12 protein-coding genes are annotated in these 16,520 nt (G+C 73.2%); 11 read left to right on the top strand and 1 reads right to left on the bottom strand.

Features of this window, described 5'->3' with window-relative positions; genetic code table 11:
- The first annotated feature begins 72 nt into the window (after positions 1–72).
- The 5 genes from AB0N27_RS11715 (at position 73) to AB0N27_RS11695 (ending at position 4,940) form a co-directional block, all read left to right on the top strand.
- Positions 73–1,248: a cysteine desulfurase family protein gene (locus AB0N27_RS11715; RefSeq protein WP_364367106.1), complete on the top strand. Its 1,176-nt coding sequence runs from the start codon at positions 73–75 to the stop codon at positions 1,246–1,248.
- A 121-nt stretch (positions 1,249–1,369) separates the two neighbouring features.
- A complete protein-coding gene (mnmA, locus tag AB0N27_RS11710) occupies positions 1,370–2,443 on the top strand; it encodes a tRNA 2-thiouridine(34) synthase MnmA (protein WP_364367103.1) in 1,074 nt (357 codons plus the stop codon).
- A gap of 49 nt (positions 2,444–2,492) precedes the next feature.
- Entirely contained in the window at positions 2,493–3,497 is a 1,005-nt protein-coding gene (locus tag AB0N27_RS11705) for a methionine synthase (protein WP_364367100.1), read from the top strand.
- Positions 3,498–3,534: 37 nt separating this feature from the next.
- Complete coding sequence (locus AB0N27_RS11700; protein ID WP_364367097.1) at positions 3,535–3,900, top strand: VOC family protein; 366 nt, start codon at positions 3,535–3,537, stop codon at positions 3,898–3,900.
- A 29-nt stretch (positions 3,901–3,929) separates the two neighbouring features.
- Positions 3,930–4,940, top strand: a complete 1,011-nt coding sequence (locus AB0N27_RS11695) for an ADP-ribosylglycohydrolase family protein (RefSeq protein WP_364367094.1) — start codon at positions 3,930–3,932, stop codon at positions 4,938–4,940.
- Between the two features lie 9 nt (positions 4,941–4,949).
- Here the strand turns inward: AB0N27_RS11695 and AB0N27_RS11690 are convergent, their stop codons facing one another.
- The gene (locus AB0N27_RS11690; protein WP_364367092.1) at positions 4,950–5,477 is read right to left on the bottom strand and encodes a type II toxin-antitoxin system PemK/MazF family toxin; all 528 of its coding nucleotides are present in this window, start codon (positions 5,475–5,477) and stop codon (positions 4,950–4,952) included.
- 226 nt (positions 5,478–5,703) lie between these two features.
- Between AB0N27_RS11690 and ligA the strand changes: the two genes are divergently transcribed.
- The 6 genes from ligA to AB0N27_RS11660 all read left to right on the top strand — a co-directional run bounded on the left by ligA (position 5,704) and on the right by AB0N27_RS11660 (position 16,504).
- Positions 5,704–7,839: an NAD-dependent DNA ligase LigA gene (gene ligA / locus AB0N27_RS11685; protein WP_364367089.1), complete on the top strand. Its 2,136-nt coding sequence runs from the start codon at positions 5,704–5,706 to the stop codon at positions 7,837–7,839.
- A 156-nt stretch (positions 7,840–7,995) separates the two neighbouring features.
- The gene (locus tag AB0N27_RS11680) at positions 7,996–10,608 is read left to right on the top strand and encodes an EAL domain-containing protein (RefSeq protein ID WP_364367086.1); all 2,613 of its coding nucleotides are present in this window, start codon (positions 7,996–7,998) and stop codon (positions 10,606–10,608) included.
- Between the two features lie 135 nt (positions 10,609–10,743).
- Positions 10,744–11,049: an Asp-tRNA(Asn)/Glu-tRNA(Gln) amidotransferase subunit GatC gene (gatC, locus tag AB0N27_RS11675; RefSeq protein WP_364367083.1), complete on the top strand. Its 306-nt coding sequence runs from the start codon at positions 10,744–10,746 to the stop codon at positions 11,047–11,049.
- Positions 11,046–12,521 (top strand): Asp-tRNA(Asn)/Glu-tRNA(Gln) amidotransferase subunit GatA, encoded by a 1,476-nt coding sequence (gene gatA / locus AB0N27_RS11670; protein WP_364367080.1) that lies wholly within the window; start codon positions 11,046–11,048, stop codon positions 12,519–12,521. The genes gatC and gatA overlap by 4 nt, the downstream gene beginning before the upstream one ends.
- A 13-nt stretch (positions 12,522–12,534) precedes the next feature.
- Positions 12,535–14,034: an Asp-tRNA(Asn)/Glu-tRNA(Gln) amidotransferase subunit GatB gene (gene gatB / locus AB0N27_RS11665; RefSeq protein ID WP_364367078.1), complete on the top strand. Its 1,500-nt coding sequence runs from the start codon at positions 12,535–12,537 to the stop codon at positions 14,032–14,034.
- 112 nt (positions 14,035–14,146) lie between these two features.
- Positions 14,147–16,504: a pyruvate dehydrogenase gene (locus tag AB0N27_RS11660; protein ID WP_364367075.1), complete on the top strand. Its 2,358-nt coding sequence runs from the start codon at positions 14,147–14,149 to the stop codon at positions 16,502–16,504.
- Positions 16,505–16,520: the final 16 nt, after the last annotated feature.

Raw genomic sequence — 16,520 nt, 5'->3', positions numbered from 1 at the left:
CACCCCGACCGCTCGCGCACAGGGCCCCTCCGCCCTCCGCATCCCGACCCCTCGGCCGTAGGCTGAACGGTGATGGCTTACCTGGATCACGCGGCGACGACTCCGATGCTCGACGAGGCACTGGAGGCGTACGTCGCCACCGCCCGCGAGGTCGGCAACGCGTCCTCCCTGCACGCGGCGGGTCGCCGTGCCCGCCGCCGGGTCGAGGAGTCACGCGAGCGGGTGGCGGCCGTTCTCGGTGCCCGGCCGTCCGAGGTGATCTTCACGGGTGGTGGCACGGAGAGCGACAACCTGGCGGTCAAGGGCATCTTCTGGGCCCGCCGGGACGCCGGCTCGGACCGTCGGCGGGTGGTGTCCAGCGCCGTCGAGCACCACGCCGTGCTGGACGCGGTCGACTGGCTCGCCGAGCACGAGGGCGCCGAACTCGGCCTGCTGCCTGTGGACGACGCCGGTCGGCTCCACCCGGAGACACTGCGCGCGGAGTTGGCCGCGCACGCCGACCGGGTGGCGGTGGTCACCGCCATGTGGGCGAACAACGAGGTGGGCACCGTCCAGCCGGTGACCGAGTTGGCCGCCGTCGCCGCCGAACACGGCGTGCCGTTCCACACCGACGCCATCCAGGCGGTCGGTCAGGTGCCTGTCGACTTCGCCGCGAGCGGGGCCGCCGCGCTGACCGTCACCGGGCACAAGCTGGGCGGCCCGACCGGCGTGGGCGCTCTCCTGCTCGCCCGGGACGTGGCCGCCACACCGCTGCTGCACGGCGGCGGTCAGGAACGCGACGTCCGCTCCGGCACGCTCGACACCGCAGGCATCGTCGCCTTCGCCGTCGCCGTGGAAGCGGCGGTGAAGGGCCAGCAGGAGTACGCGGCCCGGGTGGCCGCGCTCCGCGACGACCTGATCGAACGGGTCCGCCGGGCGGTGCCCGAGGTGATCTACAACGGCGACCCGGTCGACAGGCTGCCCGGCAACGCGCACTTCTCCTTCCCCGGCTGCGAGGGCGACGCCCTGCTGCTGCTGCTCGACGCCCACGGCATCGCCTGTTCGACGGGCTCGGCCTGCTCCGCCGGCGTGGCGCAGCCCTCACACGTGCTGCTGGCGATGGGCGCCGACGACGACCGCGCCCGCTCCTCGTTGCGTTTCACACTCGGCCACACCAGCACCCAGGCCGACGTCGACGCCGTCATCGCGGCCCTCCCGGCGGCGGTCGAACGAGCCCGCCGGGCCGCCGCACCCCGTACCCCTCGCTGACCAGCGGGGGAGCCCGCTCGCGCCGGTGCGACCGGGTGGGCGGGAGACCGGGGCGGTTCGGGGTGGCGGATAGGCTTGTGCGGGGCACGGCGAAGGCGCGCGGGGGGATGGGAGTGGGCTGGTGAGGGTTCTGGCGGCGATGTCGGGCGGGGTTGACTCGGCGGTGGCGGCGGCGCGGGCGGCGGCGGCCGGGCACGACGTGACAGGTGTGCACCTGGCACTGGCCCGCAACCCGCAGACCTACCGCACCGGGGCGCGCGGCTGCTGCACCCTGGAGGACTCCCGCGACGCCCGTCGGGCCGCCGACGTCATCGGCATCCCGTTCTACGTCTGGGACATGGCCGACAGGTTCCACGAGGACGTGGTGGACGACTTCGTGGCCGAGTACGCCGCCGGTCGTACGCCCAATCCCTGCCTGCGCTGCAACGAGAAGATCAAGTTCGCGGCGGTCCTGGACCGGGCGGTCGCCCTGGGCTTCGACGCCGTGGTCACCGGCCACCACGCCCGGCTCGGCCCGGACGGGCTGCTGCGCCGCAGCGTCGACGTGGCGAAGGACCAGTCGTACGTGCTGGCCGTGCTCACCCGCGAGCAGCTGGACCGGTCGATGTTCCCGCTCGGCGACTCGACGAAGGCGCAGGTCCGCGCGGAGGCCGCCGAGCGGGGCCTGGCGGTGGCCGACAAGCCTGACTCGCACGACATCTGCTTCATCGCCGACGGCGACACCAGGGGCTTCCTGGCCGGCCGGCTCGGCGAGGCGCCCGGCGATGTGGTGGACGCGAGTACCGGCGCGGTGGTGGGCAGCCACACCGGCGCGTACGCGTACACGGTGGGTCAGCGTCGGGGGCTGCACCTGGACCGGCCGGCGCCGGACGGGCGGCCCCGCTACGTGCTGTCCATCACGCCGAAGACCAACACGGTGACCGTCGGCCCGGCCGAGGCGTTGGAGGTGTCCGAGGTCCGGGCCGTCCGCCCGGTCTGGACCGGCGGCGCGCGCCCGGACGCCCCGGTGGAGTGCGAGGTGCAGTTGCGGGCGCACGGCGACGTGGTGCCGGCAACCGTCGCCCTCGACGGCGACCTCCTGCACGCCGAGCTGCGCCGGCCGGTACGCGGTGTCGCCGCCGGTCAGGCCATCGTGGCGTACCGGCCGGACCCGGCCGGCGACGTGGTCCTCGGCTCGGCCACCATCGCCGGCTGAACGTCCGGTCGCCGCACGGCTCGCGTCCGGACCGGGATAGCCTTCGGCCGTGACAGATCAGGCGTGGCCCTGGCCGGCTGGCGCGGCGACCGGAATTGGTTCGCTGCCCGGCACCGACATCGCCGAGGCGCAGAGAGTGGTCCTCGGTGAGCTTCCCGCGCTGCCCCATCTGCCCGAGTTGCCGGCCCGTGGTCCGGGGGCCGACCTGATCGGCCGTACGGCCGGGATGCTGGTCGAGCTGCCCGTGGAGCTGTACGCGGGCCGGTGGCGGGTCGCTCCCCGCCCCGGGCGGGACCTGCGGCGCTCCCGCGACCTGATGGAACGCGACCTGGACCAGCTGGCCGAGCAGGCCGAGGAGTACGCCGGCCCGATCAAGGTGCAGGCCGGTGGCCCGCTCACCCTGGCCGCCTCGCTGGAGCTGCCGATCGGCGGCCGGCTGCTGCGCGACCCGGGCGCGGTCCGGGACCTGACCGGCTCCCTGGCCGAGGGTCTGCGCGCACACGTGGCGGCGGTCGCCAGGCGGCTGCCCCGGGCCTCGGTGCTGCTGCAACTGGACGAACCGTCACTGCCGACAGTGCTGGCCGGGCGGGTGCCGACCGAGAGTGGGCTGGGCGCGTACCGGGCGGTGGAGTCGACGGACGCGGCGGACCTGCTGCGCACTGTCGTCGAGGCGGTCGGCGTGCCGACGGTGGTGCACTGCTGCGCTCCGGAGGTGCCGCTGGAGCTGATCCGTTCCACAGGCGCCGTGGCGGTGGCCCTCGACCTCGACCTGGTGACCGACCTGGATCCGCTGGGCGAGGCCATCGACGCCGGCCTCGGGTTGCTGGCCGGGGCCGCGTCGGCCCGGCCACCGTCGGCAGGTGGCGCGCCGACCTCCGCGCAGGTGGCCGACCGGGTACGTCAGCTCTGGAACCGCCTCGGCTTTCCTCGCCGGCAGCTCGCCGAGCAGGTCGTCGTCACACCCGCCTGCGGCCTGGCCGGGGCCACCCCGCAGTACGCCCGGGCGGTGCTCGCGGCGTGCCGGGACGCCGGCCGGCGGTTCACCGAGGACTGACGTTTTCCTGTCGTACCCGGTGGGCAGGATGACGGTCATGATTGGACAGCTGCGTTCAGTGGTGATCGACTGCCCCGACCCGCGGGGGTTGGCGGCGTTCTACGCCGAGTTGCTCGGTATCCCTCTGGGCGAGGGTGACTCCGACGACGAGTGGGTGGTGCTGGGCGGGCCACCCGGGCACCAGCCCCGGCTGGCGTTCCAGCGGGCGCTCAACCTGCGTCCGCCGGCCTGGCCCGATCCGGAGCGGCCCCAGCAGTTCCACATCGACGTGACTGTCGAGGACATCGAGGCCGCCGAGAAGGCGGCGCTCGCCCTGGGCGCCCGGCGGCTGCCCGGCGAGGGTGACGGCTGGCGGGTCTACGCGGATCCGGCCGGCCATCCGTTCTGTCTCTGCTGGGACTGACCCCGGCGGGGTTGCGGCGGCCGGGCATCATGGCCGCCGTGACTCCTCCCTCCGCCCTGCGCGCCTCCGGCTCCTTCTTCGGCCTCGCCTACGGTGACGCGCTGGGCAAGCCGACCGAGTTCCTGTCCGTGGCCGAGATCGAGCGCCGGTACGGCCCGACGGGTCCCCGGGAGTTGTCGGGCGAGCCGGCCCTGGTCACCGACGACACCCAGATGGCGTTGGCGGTGGGGTGGGCGCTGCACGAGGCGCCGTCGCTCACCCCGGAGGCGGTGGAGCCGTTGCTGCGGCGACGCTTCGTGGCCTGGTCGGTCAGTCCGGACAACAACCGCGCCCCGGGGATGACCTGCCTGCGGGCCTGCGCCGAGCTTGGTCGCGGGCTGCCCTGGCAGGCGGCGACAGTCGTCGGGTCGAAGGGGTGCGGGGCCAACATGCGGGTCACCCCGGTCGGGCTGCTCGACGTCGACGCGGACACGCTCGCCGGTCTGGCCCAGTTGCAGGCCGGGCTGACCCACGGGCACCCGACCGGGCTGGCCGCCAGTGAGCTGACCGCGTACGCGGTTCTCGCCCTGCGCGGCGGCGCCGCCCTGCCGGAGCTTCCCGCGCTCCTCGTCGAGCGGGCGCGGTCCCAGCGTGGGGTGTATCAGGAGCGTTGGCTGGGCGACCTGTGGCAGCGCGCGGGCGCCAGCTCCCCGGAGGCGTTCAGCGTCGAGGGCTGGGACGGGTGCCTGGCGGTGCTGGGTCGGCTGACGGCGGCGCTGGAGCAGCCGGACGACGGGGGCGACCCGTGCCGGGTCACAGGTGAGGGCTGGGTTGCCGAGGAGGCGCTGGCAACCGCGCTGCTCTGCGCCGTACGACACGCCGACGACCCGGTATCGGCGCTGGCCCGGGGTGCGACCACCGCCGGCGACTCCGACTCGATCGCCGCCCTGGCCGGCGCGTTCGTGGGCGCCGCGGCCGGGATGGCCGCCTGGCCGGCCGGGTGGGCCGACCGCATCGAGTACGCCGACCAGCTCGCCACCCTCGGCGCCGCCTGGGACTGACCGGGGCGGTCAGCTGGTGGGCAGGTGGCGCAGCGCGCGGACCTGCTGCCACAGGTCGGCGTCGCAGCTGCCGGCACGGTCGGCGAAGTCGGCCGAGCTGATCCGGATCGGCTCGGTCAGGCTCAGGTAGCTGTCGTGCTCGGCCCCGGGGTCCCAGTCCCGGGTGGGGATCCGGACGTGGTCGTCCCTGTCGCTCTTGTCCTGGCTGGTGATCTTCAGGACGTCGGCGCCCCGCGAGTCGGCGCGCAGCACGAGACAGGGGCGCACCTTCGATCCGCTGCCGTCGGCGTACGGCACGTCCGCCCACCAGATCTCGCCGGCTGCCGGAGTGCCGCCGGCCCGGTCGCTGTCGCCCGACCGCGGCCGGGGTCGGCCGGCGTCGCGTGGACGCGGTGGGGTGGGGCGACTGCCGCGGGTGTCCCGACCCGGTCGGGTGCTCGGAGGCCTGTTCGCCACCCGGTGCCGCCAACTGTTCCACGCCCAGCCGGCGGCCACCGCCAGCAGGATCACCGCCGCCCAGAGCAGACCGTCGCGCATGCGTACCTCCTCGTGCGACACCTGCCGCTTCGTCCGGCGATCCTCGCACGCGGCGGCCTGCCGCGCCCGGCAGCGCCCCGGCGGCCGTGGCGCCGCTCGGCGTCCGGTGGGCACGGGACGGCCGGGCTCCGACAGGCGCGGGCGGCCGGCGGATTGTCACCCCGGCCCGATACCGTGCCGGAGTAGCGTGATCAGGGAGGTCGCAGGCGTGTCCGAAGGTGGCGGGGTGTCCGAGGAGCAGATCGGCCAGCAGGTCAGCCCGGCTCAGGAGGCGGCGGCCGGCGTGGAGCCGCCGCCGCAGGCGCGCGAACGGCACGCCACCCTGAGCCGCGAGTTGACCGAACATCAGTACCGCTACTACGTGCTTGACGCGCCGACCATCGCCGACGCCGAGTTCGACAGGCAGTTGCGCGAGCTGGAGGCGCTGGAGGAGGAGTTCCCGGCGCTGCGTACGCCCGACTCCCCGACCCAACGGGTGGGCGGCACGTTCTCCACCGACTTCACCCCGGTCACCCACGCCGAGCGGATGCTGTCACTCGACAACGCCTTCGCCGACGAGGAGTTGGCGGCGTGGGCCGAGCGGGTCGAGCGGGATGCCGGCGGCCCGGTGCCCTACCTGTGCGAGTTGAAGGTCGACGGGCTGGCGATCAACCTCACCTACGAGGGGGGCCGGCTGGTCCGCGCGGCCACCCGGGGTGACGGGCGCACCGGCGAGGACGTCACCGCCAACGTGCGCAGCATCAGGGACGTGCCCGGGCAGCTCACCCCCAGCGCCGAATATCCCGACATCCCCGAGTTGCTTGAGGTCCGGGGCGAGATCTACTTCCCGGTCGCCGGGTTCGCCGACCTCAACGCGGGGCTTGTCGAGCAGGGTCGGGCACCCTTCGCCAACCCGCGCAACGCCGCGGCGGGCAGCCTGCGGCAGAAGGACCCACGGGTCACCGCCTCCCGACCGCTGCGCCTCGTGGTGCACGGCATCGGCGCCCGTCGGGGGTTCCAGCCCACGGCGCAGTCCGAGTCGTACGCGGCGCTCAAGGCGTGGGGGCTGCCGACCAGCGACCGCTGGCGGGTGGTTCCGGATCTGGCCGGTGTGGCGGAGTACATCGCCTACTACGCCGAGCACCGGCACGACGTCGAGCACGAGATCGACGGCGTGGTGGTCAAGGTCGATCCGGTCTCGATCCAGGGTCGGCTCGGGTCGACAAGCCGCGCGCCGAGGTGGGCCATCGCCTTCAAGTACCCGCCGGAGGAGGTGACCACCAAGCTGCTGGACATCGACGTCAACGTGGGGCGTACCGGCCGGGTCACCCCGTTCGCCGTCCTGGAGCCGGTGCGGGTGGCCGGCTCCACTGTCGCGCTCGCCACCCTGCACAACGCGCGCGAGGTGGAGCGCAAGGGTGTGCTGATCGGTGACACGGTGGTGCTGCGCAAGGCCGGCGACGTGATCCCCGAGGTGCTCGGCCCGGTGGTCGACCTGCGGCCGGCCGACGCCCGGCCGTTCGTCATGCCGACCAACTGCCCGGCCTGCGGCACGCCTCTCGCGCCGTCCAAGGAGGGCGACGTCGACATCAGGTGCCCCAACACCCGCAGCTGCCCGGCGCAGCTGCGCGAGCGGGTGTTCCACCTCGCCGGCCGGGGCGCCTTCGACATCGAGGTGCTCGGCTACAAGGGCGCCGCCGCCCTGCTCGACGCGGAGATCATCACCGACGAGGGTGACCTCTTCCAGCTCGATGCCGAGCAGCTGGCCCGGTCCCCGTTCTTCGTCAACAAGGACGGCAGCCTGGGCAGCAACGCGGTGAAGTTGCTTGACAATCTCGCGGTGGCCCGGGAGCGGGACCTGTGGCGGGTGCTGGTGGCGCTCTCCATCCGGCACGTCGGCCCGACGGCGGCCCAGGCGCTCGCCCGGCACTTCCGCTCGATGGACGCCATCGACGCGGCAAGCGAGGAGGAGCTGTCCTCTGTCGACGGGGTCGGGCCGACCATCGCGGCGAGCATCCGGGAGTGGTTCGCGGTGGACTGGCACCGCGAGGTGGTCCGCAAGTGGGCCGAGTCGGGCGTACGGATGGCCGAGGAGGCGGTGGACGAGGGGCCGCGCCCGTTGGAGGGGCTGACAGTGGTGGTGACCGGCACCCTCGCCGGTTTCTCCCGTGATCAGGCGGCCGAGGCGGTGCAGAGCCGGGGTGGCAAGGTCAGCGGGTCGGTCTCCAAGAAGACGAGCTTCGTGGTGGTGGGGGACAACCCCGGGTCCAAGGCCGACAAGGCGGCAAGTCTCAAGGTGCCGGTGCTCGACGAGGACGGGTTCCGGCTGTTGCTGGACGCCGGCCCCGACGCGGCCCGGGAGGTCGCCCGGGTCGAGGGCTGACCTCGCGGCGGGTCGGATGCGGCCGCTGGCGCGTATACCAACTTAATTACGACTACGACCGATTCGTGACTGTCATACCGGGAAAGCTGGGGCCGAGGGCGTTTCATTGGGTCACGGCGTGCGCACGGGCACGTCGACAGTCGGTCGGGAGGTGTGGTGGAGGTCGCCGACCCGCGCAACTCGCTCCCGCCTGGTCGGGTGGCGCCGTTCGCCACCTTCGTCGGTGGGATCCTGACGGTGGCCGCGCTGACCGCCGCCGGTCCACTCGCGACGCTCCCGGACGAGCTGCCCCGGCTGCCTGTGGCGTTCTGGACGATGGCAGCCCTCGCCGTGGTGTGCGACGCCCGCCCGTTCGTTCCTCCCGGGCGCCGGCAGACGTCGGCGGTCTTCCCGTCCACCTGCTTCACCTTCGCGATCCTGCTCGGCTGGGGCCTCGGCCCGGCGGTGGCGGTGCAGGCGGTGGGGGTCGTCGTGTCCGGTTGGCGGATGCGGCACGCCCCGTGGCGGACGGCGTTCAACGTCGGCCAGTACGCCTGCGCCCTCGCCGCCGCGTCAGGCGTCCTCGCGCTCGGGCCGGGCATGGTCTTCTCCGGCGGTCGGCTGCACTGGACCGACGTCGCCGCCGTCGGTGGCGCCACGGTGGCCTGGTTCGCTGTCAACTACGGGCTGGTCAGCTGGGCGGTACGACTGCGCTTCGGTGACCGGTGGTGGCCCACCCTGCGGCAGGGTCTCGGCTTCGAGCTGCTGTCCACCGGCTCGTTGCTGCTGCTCGCGCCGGTGCTTGTCGCTGCCGCGCGGGTCAGCGCGGCGCTGATTCCGCTGGTGCTGGTGCCGCTCTTCGCCGTGTACCGGATGGCCCGGCTGACCGTCGAGCAGCAGCACCTGGCGGCCGCCGACCCGCTCACCGGGCTGCCCAACCGCAAGGCGCTGCTGACCGAGGTGGCGGAGCAGGTGCACCTGCACGCCGAGCGGACCGCCCGTGGTGAGCCCGACGGTCACCTGGCGCTGCTCCTGATCGACCTGGACCGCTTCAAGAACGTCAACGACGCGCTCGGGCACGCGGTGGGTGACCGGCTGCTGGTCGAGGTCAGCGCCCGACTCACCGACGTTCAGCCGCGACCGCAGATGGTCGCCCGCCTCGGCGGGGACGAGTTCGCCGTCGTGATGACCGGTCTGACCGATGTGGGTCAGGCGCGTGAGCTGGCCGACCGGGTGGTGGAGGCGCTCGCCGAGCCGGTGCCGCTGGACGGGCTGCCACTGGACGTCGGCGGGTCGATCGGGATCGCCCTGTTCCCCGAGCACGGTGAGGACTTCGCCACCCTGATGCGCCACGCCGACGTGGCGATGTACGACGCGAAGCACCGCAACGACACGGTCGCCGTGTACGCCCCGGAGTCCGACCACAACTCCGCCGAGCGGCTCGGTCTCCTGGCCGATCTGCGTCGGGTGCTGGAGGCGGGGCCGTCGACGGACGACCTGTTCGACGCCCGGTCGGGTGGAGGCGACCAGCCGGCGGAGTCGACGCGATCCGAGGCGAGCGAGGCCGTGCCGGTCGAGGCGTCCGACGTACCCCTGGACACGGCGACGGAGGTGCGCGGCGGGGACGGCGCGGCCCTGCCCGCCGGGGCGCCGACCGGGGCCGTGTCGCCTGGGGACCAGGCGCCGGTGGTCGCCACGGCGCCGAGGCTCGGCGGCCGCTGGTGGGGTCGCCGCCGGCGCTCCGACGCCGACCTCGTGCACGCCGACGAGCTGATTAACCGGATCGCGACGAGCGCCGACCCGATCCGGGGGCGCAATGCCCGTGCGTTGGTCCCCGGCAGCCGCTCCGGTCCGGTGCGGGACCGGCACTCCGGGGGCGGCCGGCGGCCCCGGAACGGTGGCGCGGTGCCCGCGCCGGAGCGCGGCGGTCCCGCGCCGCGTGGTGACGGCGGGACGCAGCCGTCCGAGCCGTCCGGGTGGGCGCACCCGACCGGCGAGGCGGCCGACGACGCCGGTGAGATCACCATGTACTACCAGCCGCAGATCGCCATCGCGACAGGTGAGGTGGTGGGCGTCGAGGCGTTGCTGCGGTGGCGGCACCCGCGCCGGGGCATGGTCGACCCCGAGGAGCTGATCCGGGTCGCCGAGCAGAGCGCGGTGATGCGGCTGCTCACCCGCCGGGTCGTCGACGACGTGGTGGAGCAGCTCGCCAAGTGGTCGGCGGCCGGCATCGGGTTGCGCGCGGCGCTCAACGTGAGCGTCCGTGACCTGCACACCGGTGAGATCGCCGACCAGATAGCCGACCGGCTGGCCCGCTACGGGGTGCCGGCCGAGCGACTGCAACTGGAGATCACCGAGGGCGCGCTGATGGCCGATCCGCGCCGGGTGCTGGCCACCATCTCCCGGCTGCACCGGATCGGCGTGGCCATCGCCCTGGACGACTTCGGCACCGGCTACTCGTCGTTGCAGCACCTGCGCCGGTTGCCGCTGTCCGAGGTGAAGGTGGACCGTTCGTTCGTGCTCGGCATGGCCGACGACGCCGACGACGCGGCGATCGTCAGGTCGATGATCGAGCTGGCGGGCGCCCTCGGGCTGCGGGTGGTCGCCGAGGGCGTGGAGGACGAGCGGACGTGGCGGATGCTGCACGCCGCCGGCTGCGACGCGGCCCAGGGCTGGTTCTACGCCCGGCCGATGCCCGCCGAGGAGCTGGTCACCTGGCTGGCCCGGTACCGTCCGGTCCGCCCCAGCGGCGGCCCGGAGCCGGACGCGGGTCGTCGACTGACCCGCTGACCCGCCCGCCGACCCACCCGAGCAGCCGGCGGAGGGGGCGGAACAATAGACTCGCTCCGGTCACCGCGCGTCACGCCGTACGCGCCGCGCGGCAGGCACACCGCCCGATCAGCAGGACATCAGAAGGGGGCACGGATGGCCGCCATCTCCCGCGAGGAGGTCGCGCACCTGGCGCGCCTGTCGCGGCTCGCCGTCACCGAGGAGGAGCTGGACACCTTCGCCGGCCAGCTCGACGTGATCCTCCAGGCGGTCGCCCAGGTCGGTGAGGTCGCCGCCGCGGACATCCCGCCGACCTCGCACTCGGTGCCGCTGACCAACATCTTCCGCGAGGACATCGTCACGCCGTGCCTCACTCCGCAGGAGGTGCTGTCGGGTGCGCCGGACGCCGAGGACCAGCGTTTCCGCGTGCCGCGGATCCTGAGCGAGGATGTGGCCTCATGAGTGACCTGACCAGATTGACCGCGACGGAGATCGCCGCGCTGGTCGCCGGCGGCGAAACCTCCGCCGTCGAGGTGACCCGGGCGCATCTGGACCGGATCGCCGCCGTCGACGACCGGGTGCACGCCTTCCTGCACGTGGACACCGACGGCGCGTTGGCCGCCGCCCACGCCGTGGACGAGCGCCGGGCCGCAGGCGAGGAGCTGGGCCCGCTCGCGGGTGTGCCGGTGGCAGTGAAGGACGTGCTCGCCACCCGTGGCGTGCCCACCACCGTGGGGTCGAAGATCCTGCAGGGCTGGCGCCCGCCGTACGACGCGACGATCGTGCAGCGGCTGCGCGAAGCCGGCACTGTGATGCTCGGCAAGACGAACATGGACGAGTTCGCGATGGGTTCCTCCACGGAGTACTCGGCGTACGGGCCGACGCACAACCCGTGGGACCTGAGCCGGATCCCGGGCGGTTCGGGTGGTGGCAGCGCCGCCGCGCTTGCCGCGTACGAGGCGCCGCTGGCGATCGGCTCGGACACCGGTGGCTCGATCCGCCAGCCCGGCGCCGTCACCGGCACGGTCGGCGCGAAGCCCACCTACGGCGGCACCTCCCGCTACGGCCTGGTGGCGTTCTCCTCGTCGCTGGACACGCCCGGCCCGTGCGCCCGGAACGTGCTCGACGCGGCCCTGCTGCACCAGGTGATCGGCGGGCACGACCCGCGCGACTCCACGTCGATCCCGCAGCCGGTGCCGGACGTGGTGGCGGCGGCGAAGCTCGGCGCGATGGGCGACCTGACAGGCGTACGGCTCGGCATCGTCAGCGAGTTCGTCGGCGAGGGCGCCGAGCCGGGCGTGATGACGGCGTTCCGCGAGTCGGTGGACGCCCTGGCGAAGATGGGCGCGGAGATCGTGGAGATCTCCTGCCCGACGTTCGCGTACGCGCTGCCGGCGTACTACCTGATCGCGCCTAGCGAATGCTCCTCCAACCTGGCCCGGTTCGACGGCGTCCGGTTCGGCCTGCGGGTCGGCGACGACGGCAACCGGTCGCTGGAGGAGGTCATGTCGCTGACCCGGGAGACCGGCTTCGGCCCCGAGGTCAAGCGCCGCATCATGATCGGCACGTACGCGCTGTCGTCGGGGTACTACGACGCGTACTACGGGCAGGCGCAGAAGGTCCGGACGCTCATCACCCGGGACTTCACGGCCGCGTTCGAGCAGGTCGACGCGCTGATCTCGCCGACCACGCCGTCGGTGGCGTTCCCGATGGGCGCGCGGACCGCCGACCCGTACCAGATGTACCTGGCCGACCTGTACACCATTCCGACGAACCTGTACGGCGGGCCCGGCATCTCGGTGCCCTGCGGCCTCTCCGAGGGGCTGCCCGTCGGCCTTCAGGTGATGGCCCCGACGATGGCCGACGACCGGATGTACCGGGTCGCGGCCGCGCTGGAGTCCGCGGTCGGCACGTTCACCCCACCGGCACTGTGAGGCAGGAGCCCAGATGACGACGACGCTTCCCGCGTACGACGAGGTCGTCGCGCGCTACGAACCGGTGATCGGCCTGGAGACCCACGTCGAGCTGGGTACGAACACCAAGATGTTCTGTGGCTGCCCGACGGACTTCGGTGGCGAGCCGAACACCCGGGTCTGCCCGGTGTGCCTGGGGCTGCCCGGGTCGCTGCCGGTGGCCAACAAGGCGGCCATCGAGGCGATCATCCGGATCGGTCTGGCACTGAACTGCTCGATCGCCGAGTGGTGCCGCTTCGCCCGGAAGAACTACTTCTACCCGGACATGCCGAAGAACTTCCAGATCAGCCAGTACGACGAGCCGATCTGCGTCGACGGTTACCTGGACGTCGAGGTGGGCGGCGAGACGGTACGGATCGAGATCGAGCGGGTGCACCTGGAGGAGGACACCGGCAAGACGCTGCACGTCGGTGGCGCGACCGGCCGGATCCACGGCGCGACGGAGTCGCTCGTCGACTACAACCGGGCCGGCATCCCGCTCGTGGAGATCGTCACCAAGCCGATCGCGGGCACCGGGGCGCTCGCGCCCGACGTGGCGAAGGCGTACGTCGCCGAGCTGCGCGACGTGATCCGCACCCTCGGGGTCTCCGACGTGCGGATGGAGGAGGGTTCGCTGCGCTGCGACGTGAACACCTCGCTCAACCTGCCGGGGCAGGAGTGGGGCACCCGCACCGAGACGAAGAACGTCAACTCGTTGCGGTCGGTGGAGCGGGCCGTCCGCTCCGAGATGCTGCGGCAGGCGTCGGTGCTGGACGCGGGCGGCCGGATCACCCAGGAGACGCGGCACTTCCACGAGGACACCGGTGACACCACTCCGGGGCGCTCGAAGGAGACGGCCACCGACTACAGGTACTTCCCGGAGCCGGACCTGGTGCCCATCGCTCCAGACCCGGCCTGGGTCGCCGAGTTGAAGGCCGCCCTGCCGGAGCTGCCCCGGGTGCACAGGCGTCGGCTTCAGGAGCAGTGGGGCCTGTCGGACCTGGACATGCAGTCGGTGCTCAACGCCGGCGCGGTCGAGCTGATCGAGGCCACCGTGGCGGCCGGCACCACGCCGGCGGCGGCCCGCAAGTGGTGGCTTGGTGAGCTGTCCCGCCGGGCGAACGAGACGGGCGTGGAGCTGGCCGACATCGGGGCCACCCCGGCCCAGGTCGCCGAGTTGCAGGGTCTGGTCGACGCCGGCAAGCTGAACGACAAGATGGCCCGTACGGTGCTGGAGGGCGTGGTCGACGGTGAGGGTTCGCCCACCGAGATCATGACCAGTCGGGGCCTGGAGGTCGTGTCGGACACGGGCGCGCTGACGGCCGCCGTGGACGAGGCGATCGCCGCCAACCCCGGCATCGCCGACAAGATCCGCAGCGGCAAGGTGGCTGCGGCCGGAGCCCTGGTCGGCGCGGTCATGAAGACGACCCGTGGCCAGGCCGACGCGAAGACCGTCCGCGAGCTCATCCTGGAACGCCTCGGCGTCCAGGGCTGATCGGTTAGGAAGGGCCCCTTCTTATGCATTAGGCGTTAAGAAGGGGCCCTTCCTTGCACCCCCTGCACCCCCGTTGCTTGGGCGTCAACGGCGACGCCCGGATGGAGTCACCGTGAACCAGCACGACCTCGATGTCCTCGACGAGATCCAGCGACGGGTGCTCTGGCTTGCCACCCGGATCGTGGACGCCGCCAACCACGACCGGGTCACCGGCGACGGGGTGAAGGTCGGCGGTCACCAGGCGTCGAGCGCCTCCCTCGTCACCGCCATGACCGCGCTGTGGTTCGCGCATCTGGACGCCGAGGACCGGGTGGCCGTGAAGCCGCACGCCTCCCCGGTGTTCCACGCGATCCAGTACCTGCTCGGCAACCTGGACCGCTCCTACCTGCCCCGACTGCGGGCCCGGGGTGGCCTCCAGTCGTACCCGTCGCGCACCAAGGACCCCGACGAGGTGGACTTCTCCACCGGCTCGGTGGGCCTGGGCGCGGCCGCGCCGCTGTTCGCCTCCGCCACCCGCCGCTACGTCGACGCGCACTTCGGGGCCCGACCGCACTCCCGGTTCGTGGCGCTGATCGGCGACGCCGAGTTGGACGAGGGCAACATCTGGGAGGCCGTCGCCGACCCGGCCACCACGGGCCTGGGCAACGTGATGTGGCTCGTCGACTTCAACCGTCAGTCGCTGGACCGGGTGGTGCCCGGTATCCGGATCAACCAGTGGCGGGGCCAGTTCGAGGCCGCCGGCTGGCACGTCGTGGAGGTCAAGTACGGCCGCCGGCTCGCCGAGGCGTACGCCCGGCCGGGCGGCGGGGCGCTGCGCGACTGGATCGACGCGATGCCCAACGAGCAGTACCAGTCGCTGTTCGGGCTGGACGGCGAGGTGTTGCGCAAGCAGTTCCTGGACGGCGCTCCGGCCGAGGTGGCTGCCTTCGTGGAAGGCATCACCGACGAGGACCTCGGCCCGCTCGTCACCGACCTGGGCGGGCACGACCTGTCCGCGATGCTCGACGCGTACGCCCAGTGTGACGCGGTCACCGACCGGCCCAGCGTCGTCTTCGCGTACACGGTGAAGGGGTGGGGTCTGCCGATCGCCGGCAACCCGCGCAACCACTCGGCGCTGCTCAGCACCGAGCAGGTGGACACGTTGCGGGCCGCGCAGGGCCTGACCCGCGACACCGAGTGGGACCGCCTCGACCCGGCGTCACCGGCCGGCATCCGGGCCGGCGCCCGCCGGGAGGCGCTGTCCCGCGCGCCGCGCGAGCGCGCGCTGGGGGTCACCGTCCCGGAGAGCACGGGAGTACGCGCCAACAAGCCGATCTCCACGCAGGAGGTCTTCGGGCGGGTGCTCGTGGACCTGGCCCGGGACCGGGAGGTCGGCCGCTACCTGGTCACCACCGCCCCGGACGTGGCCACCTCCACCAACCTGGCCGGGTTCATCAACAAGACCGGGGTGTTCGCACCCACCGAGCAGCGTTCCTGGGCCGAGGACCGGATGCTGCGCTGGACCGAGAGCCCCGCCGGGCAGCACATCGAGCTGGGCATCTCGGAGATGAACCTGTTCCTCCTGCTCGGCCAGCTCGGCCTGTCCTGGGACCTGTCCGGGCAGCCGCTGCTGCCGGTGGGGACCGTCTACGACCCGTTCGTGCTGCGCGGCCTGGACGCCTTCCTGTACGGCACGTACTCCGGTTCCCGGTTCGTGGTGGCGGGCACCCCGTCGGGCATCACCCTGGCCCCGGAGGGCGGCGCCCACCAGTCCACGATCACCGCCTCGGTAGGCCTGGAGCTGCCCGGCGTGACGTTCCTCGAACCGGCGTACGCGGCGAGCCTCGACTGGCTGCTCTGCGACGCGCTCGGGCAGATCGCCGGCGGGTCGATCCCGGCGGCGACCGCCGCGCCGGCCGAGGACGGGGCGTACTACTTCCGGTTGAGCACCCGTCCACTGGACCAGGCGCCGTTCGAGGCCGCCCGGGCCCGGCTCGGCGACGCGGTGCTGCGCCGGCAGGTGGTCGCCGGGGCGTACCGGCTCGTCGACGCGCACCAGGCGTACCCGCACCTGGCCGACGCCCCTGTGGTGCAGCTCGCCGCGTCCGGCGCGGTGCTTCCCGAGGTGCTGGCCGCGGCCGCCGAGCTGGCCGAGGAGGGCGTCGCCGCGCACGTGGTCGACGTGACGTCGCTGGACCGGCTCTACCGGGCGTGGCAGCGCACCCTGCGTCAGGGCGTGCGCACGGCCACCGTGCCCAGCGTGCCGGGCGCGCTGCGGTCCGCGTTCGCCGACCGGGTGCCGGTGGTGACCGTGCACGACGCCGCATCGCACGCGATGGCCTGGCTCGGGTCGGCGCTCGGTGCTCCCGCGGTGCCGCTGGGCGTGGACGAGTTCGGTCAGTCAGGCACCGTCGCCGAGCTGTACGAGGTGCACGACCTGCTGCCCGGCAGCATCGTCAACGCCGCGCTGGCCGCCATCGCCCTGCGCTGACCGTCGACCCCCGACC

The organism is Micromonospora sp. NPDC093244, assembly GCF_040683695.1.
Taxonomy (GTDB): domain Bacteria; phylum Actinomycetota; class Actinomycetes; order Mycobacteriales; family Micromonosporaceae; genus Micromonospora.
The sequence above is the reverse complement of the archived record's forward strand: the minus strand, read 5'-3'. Positions and strand labels throughout refer to the sequence as shown.

Bases quoted from the DNA above. Each gene is read 5' to 3' on its own strand.
- gatB (WP_364367078.1), top strand. From the start codon at position 12,535: ATGACGACGACGCTTCCCGCGTACGACGAGGTCGTCGCGCGCTACGAA.
- gatA (WP_364367080.1), top strand. From the start codon at position 11,046: ATGAGTGACCTGACCAGATTGACCGCGACGGAGATCGCCGCGCTGGTC.
- AB0N27_RS11700 (WP_364367097.1), top strand. From the start codon at position 3,535: ATGATTGGACAGCTGCGTTCAGTGGTGATCGACTGCCCCGACCCGCGG.
- AB0N27_RS11715 (WP_364367106.1), top strand. From the start codon at position 73: ATGGCTTACCTGGATCACGCGGCGACGACTCCGATGCTCGACGAGGCA.
- gatC (WP_364367083.1), top strand. From the start codon at position 10,744: ATGGCCGCCATCTCCCGCGAGGAGGTCGCGCACCTGGCGCGCCTGTCG.
- AB0N27_RS11690 (WP_364367092.1), bottom strand. From the start codon at position 5,477: ATGCGCGACGGTCTGCTCTGGGCGGCGGTGATCCTGCTGGCGGTGGCC.
- AB0N27_RS11695 (WP_364367094.1), top strand. From the start codon at position 3,930: ATGGCCGCCGTGACTCCTCCCTCCGCCCTGCGCGCCTCCGGCTCCTTC.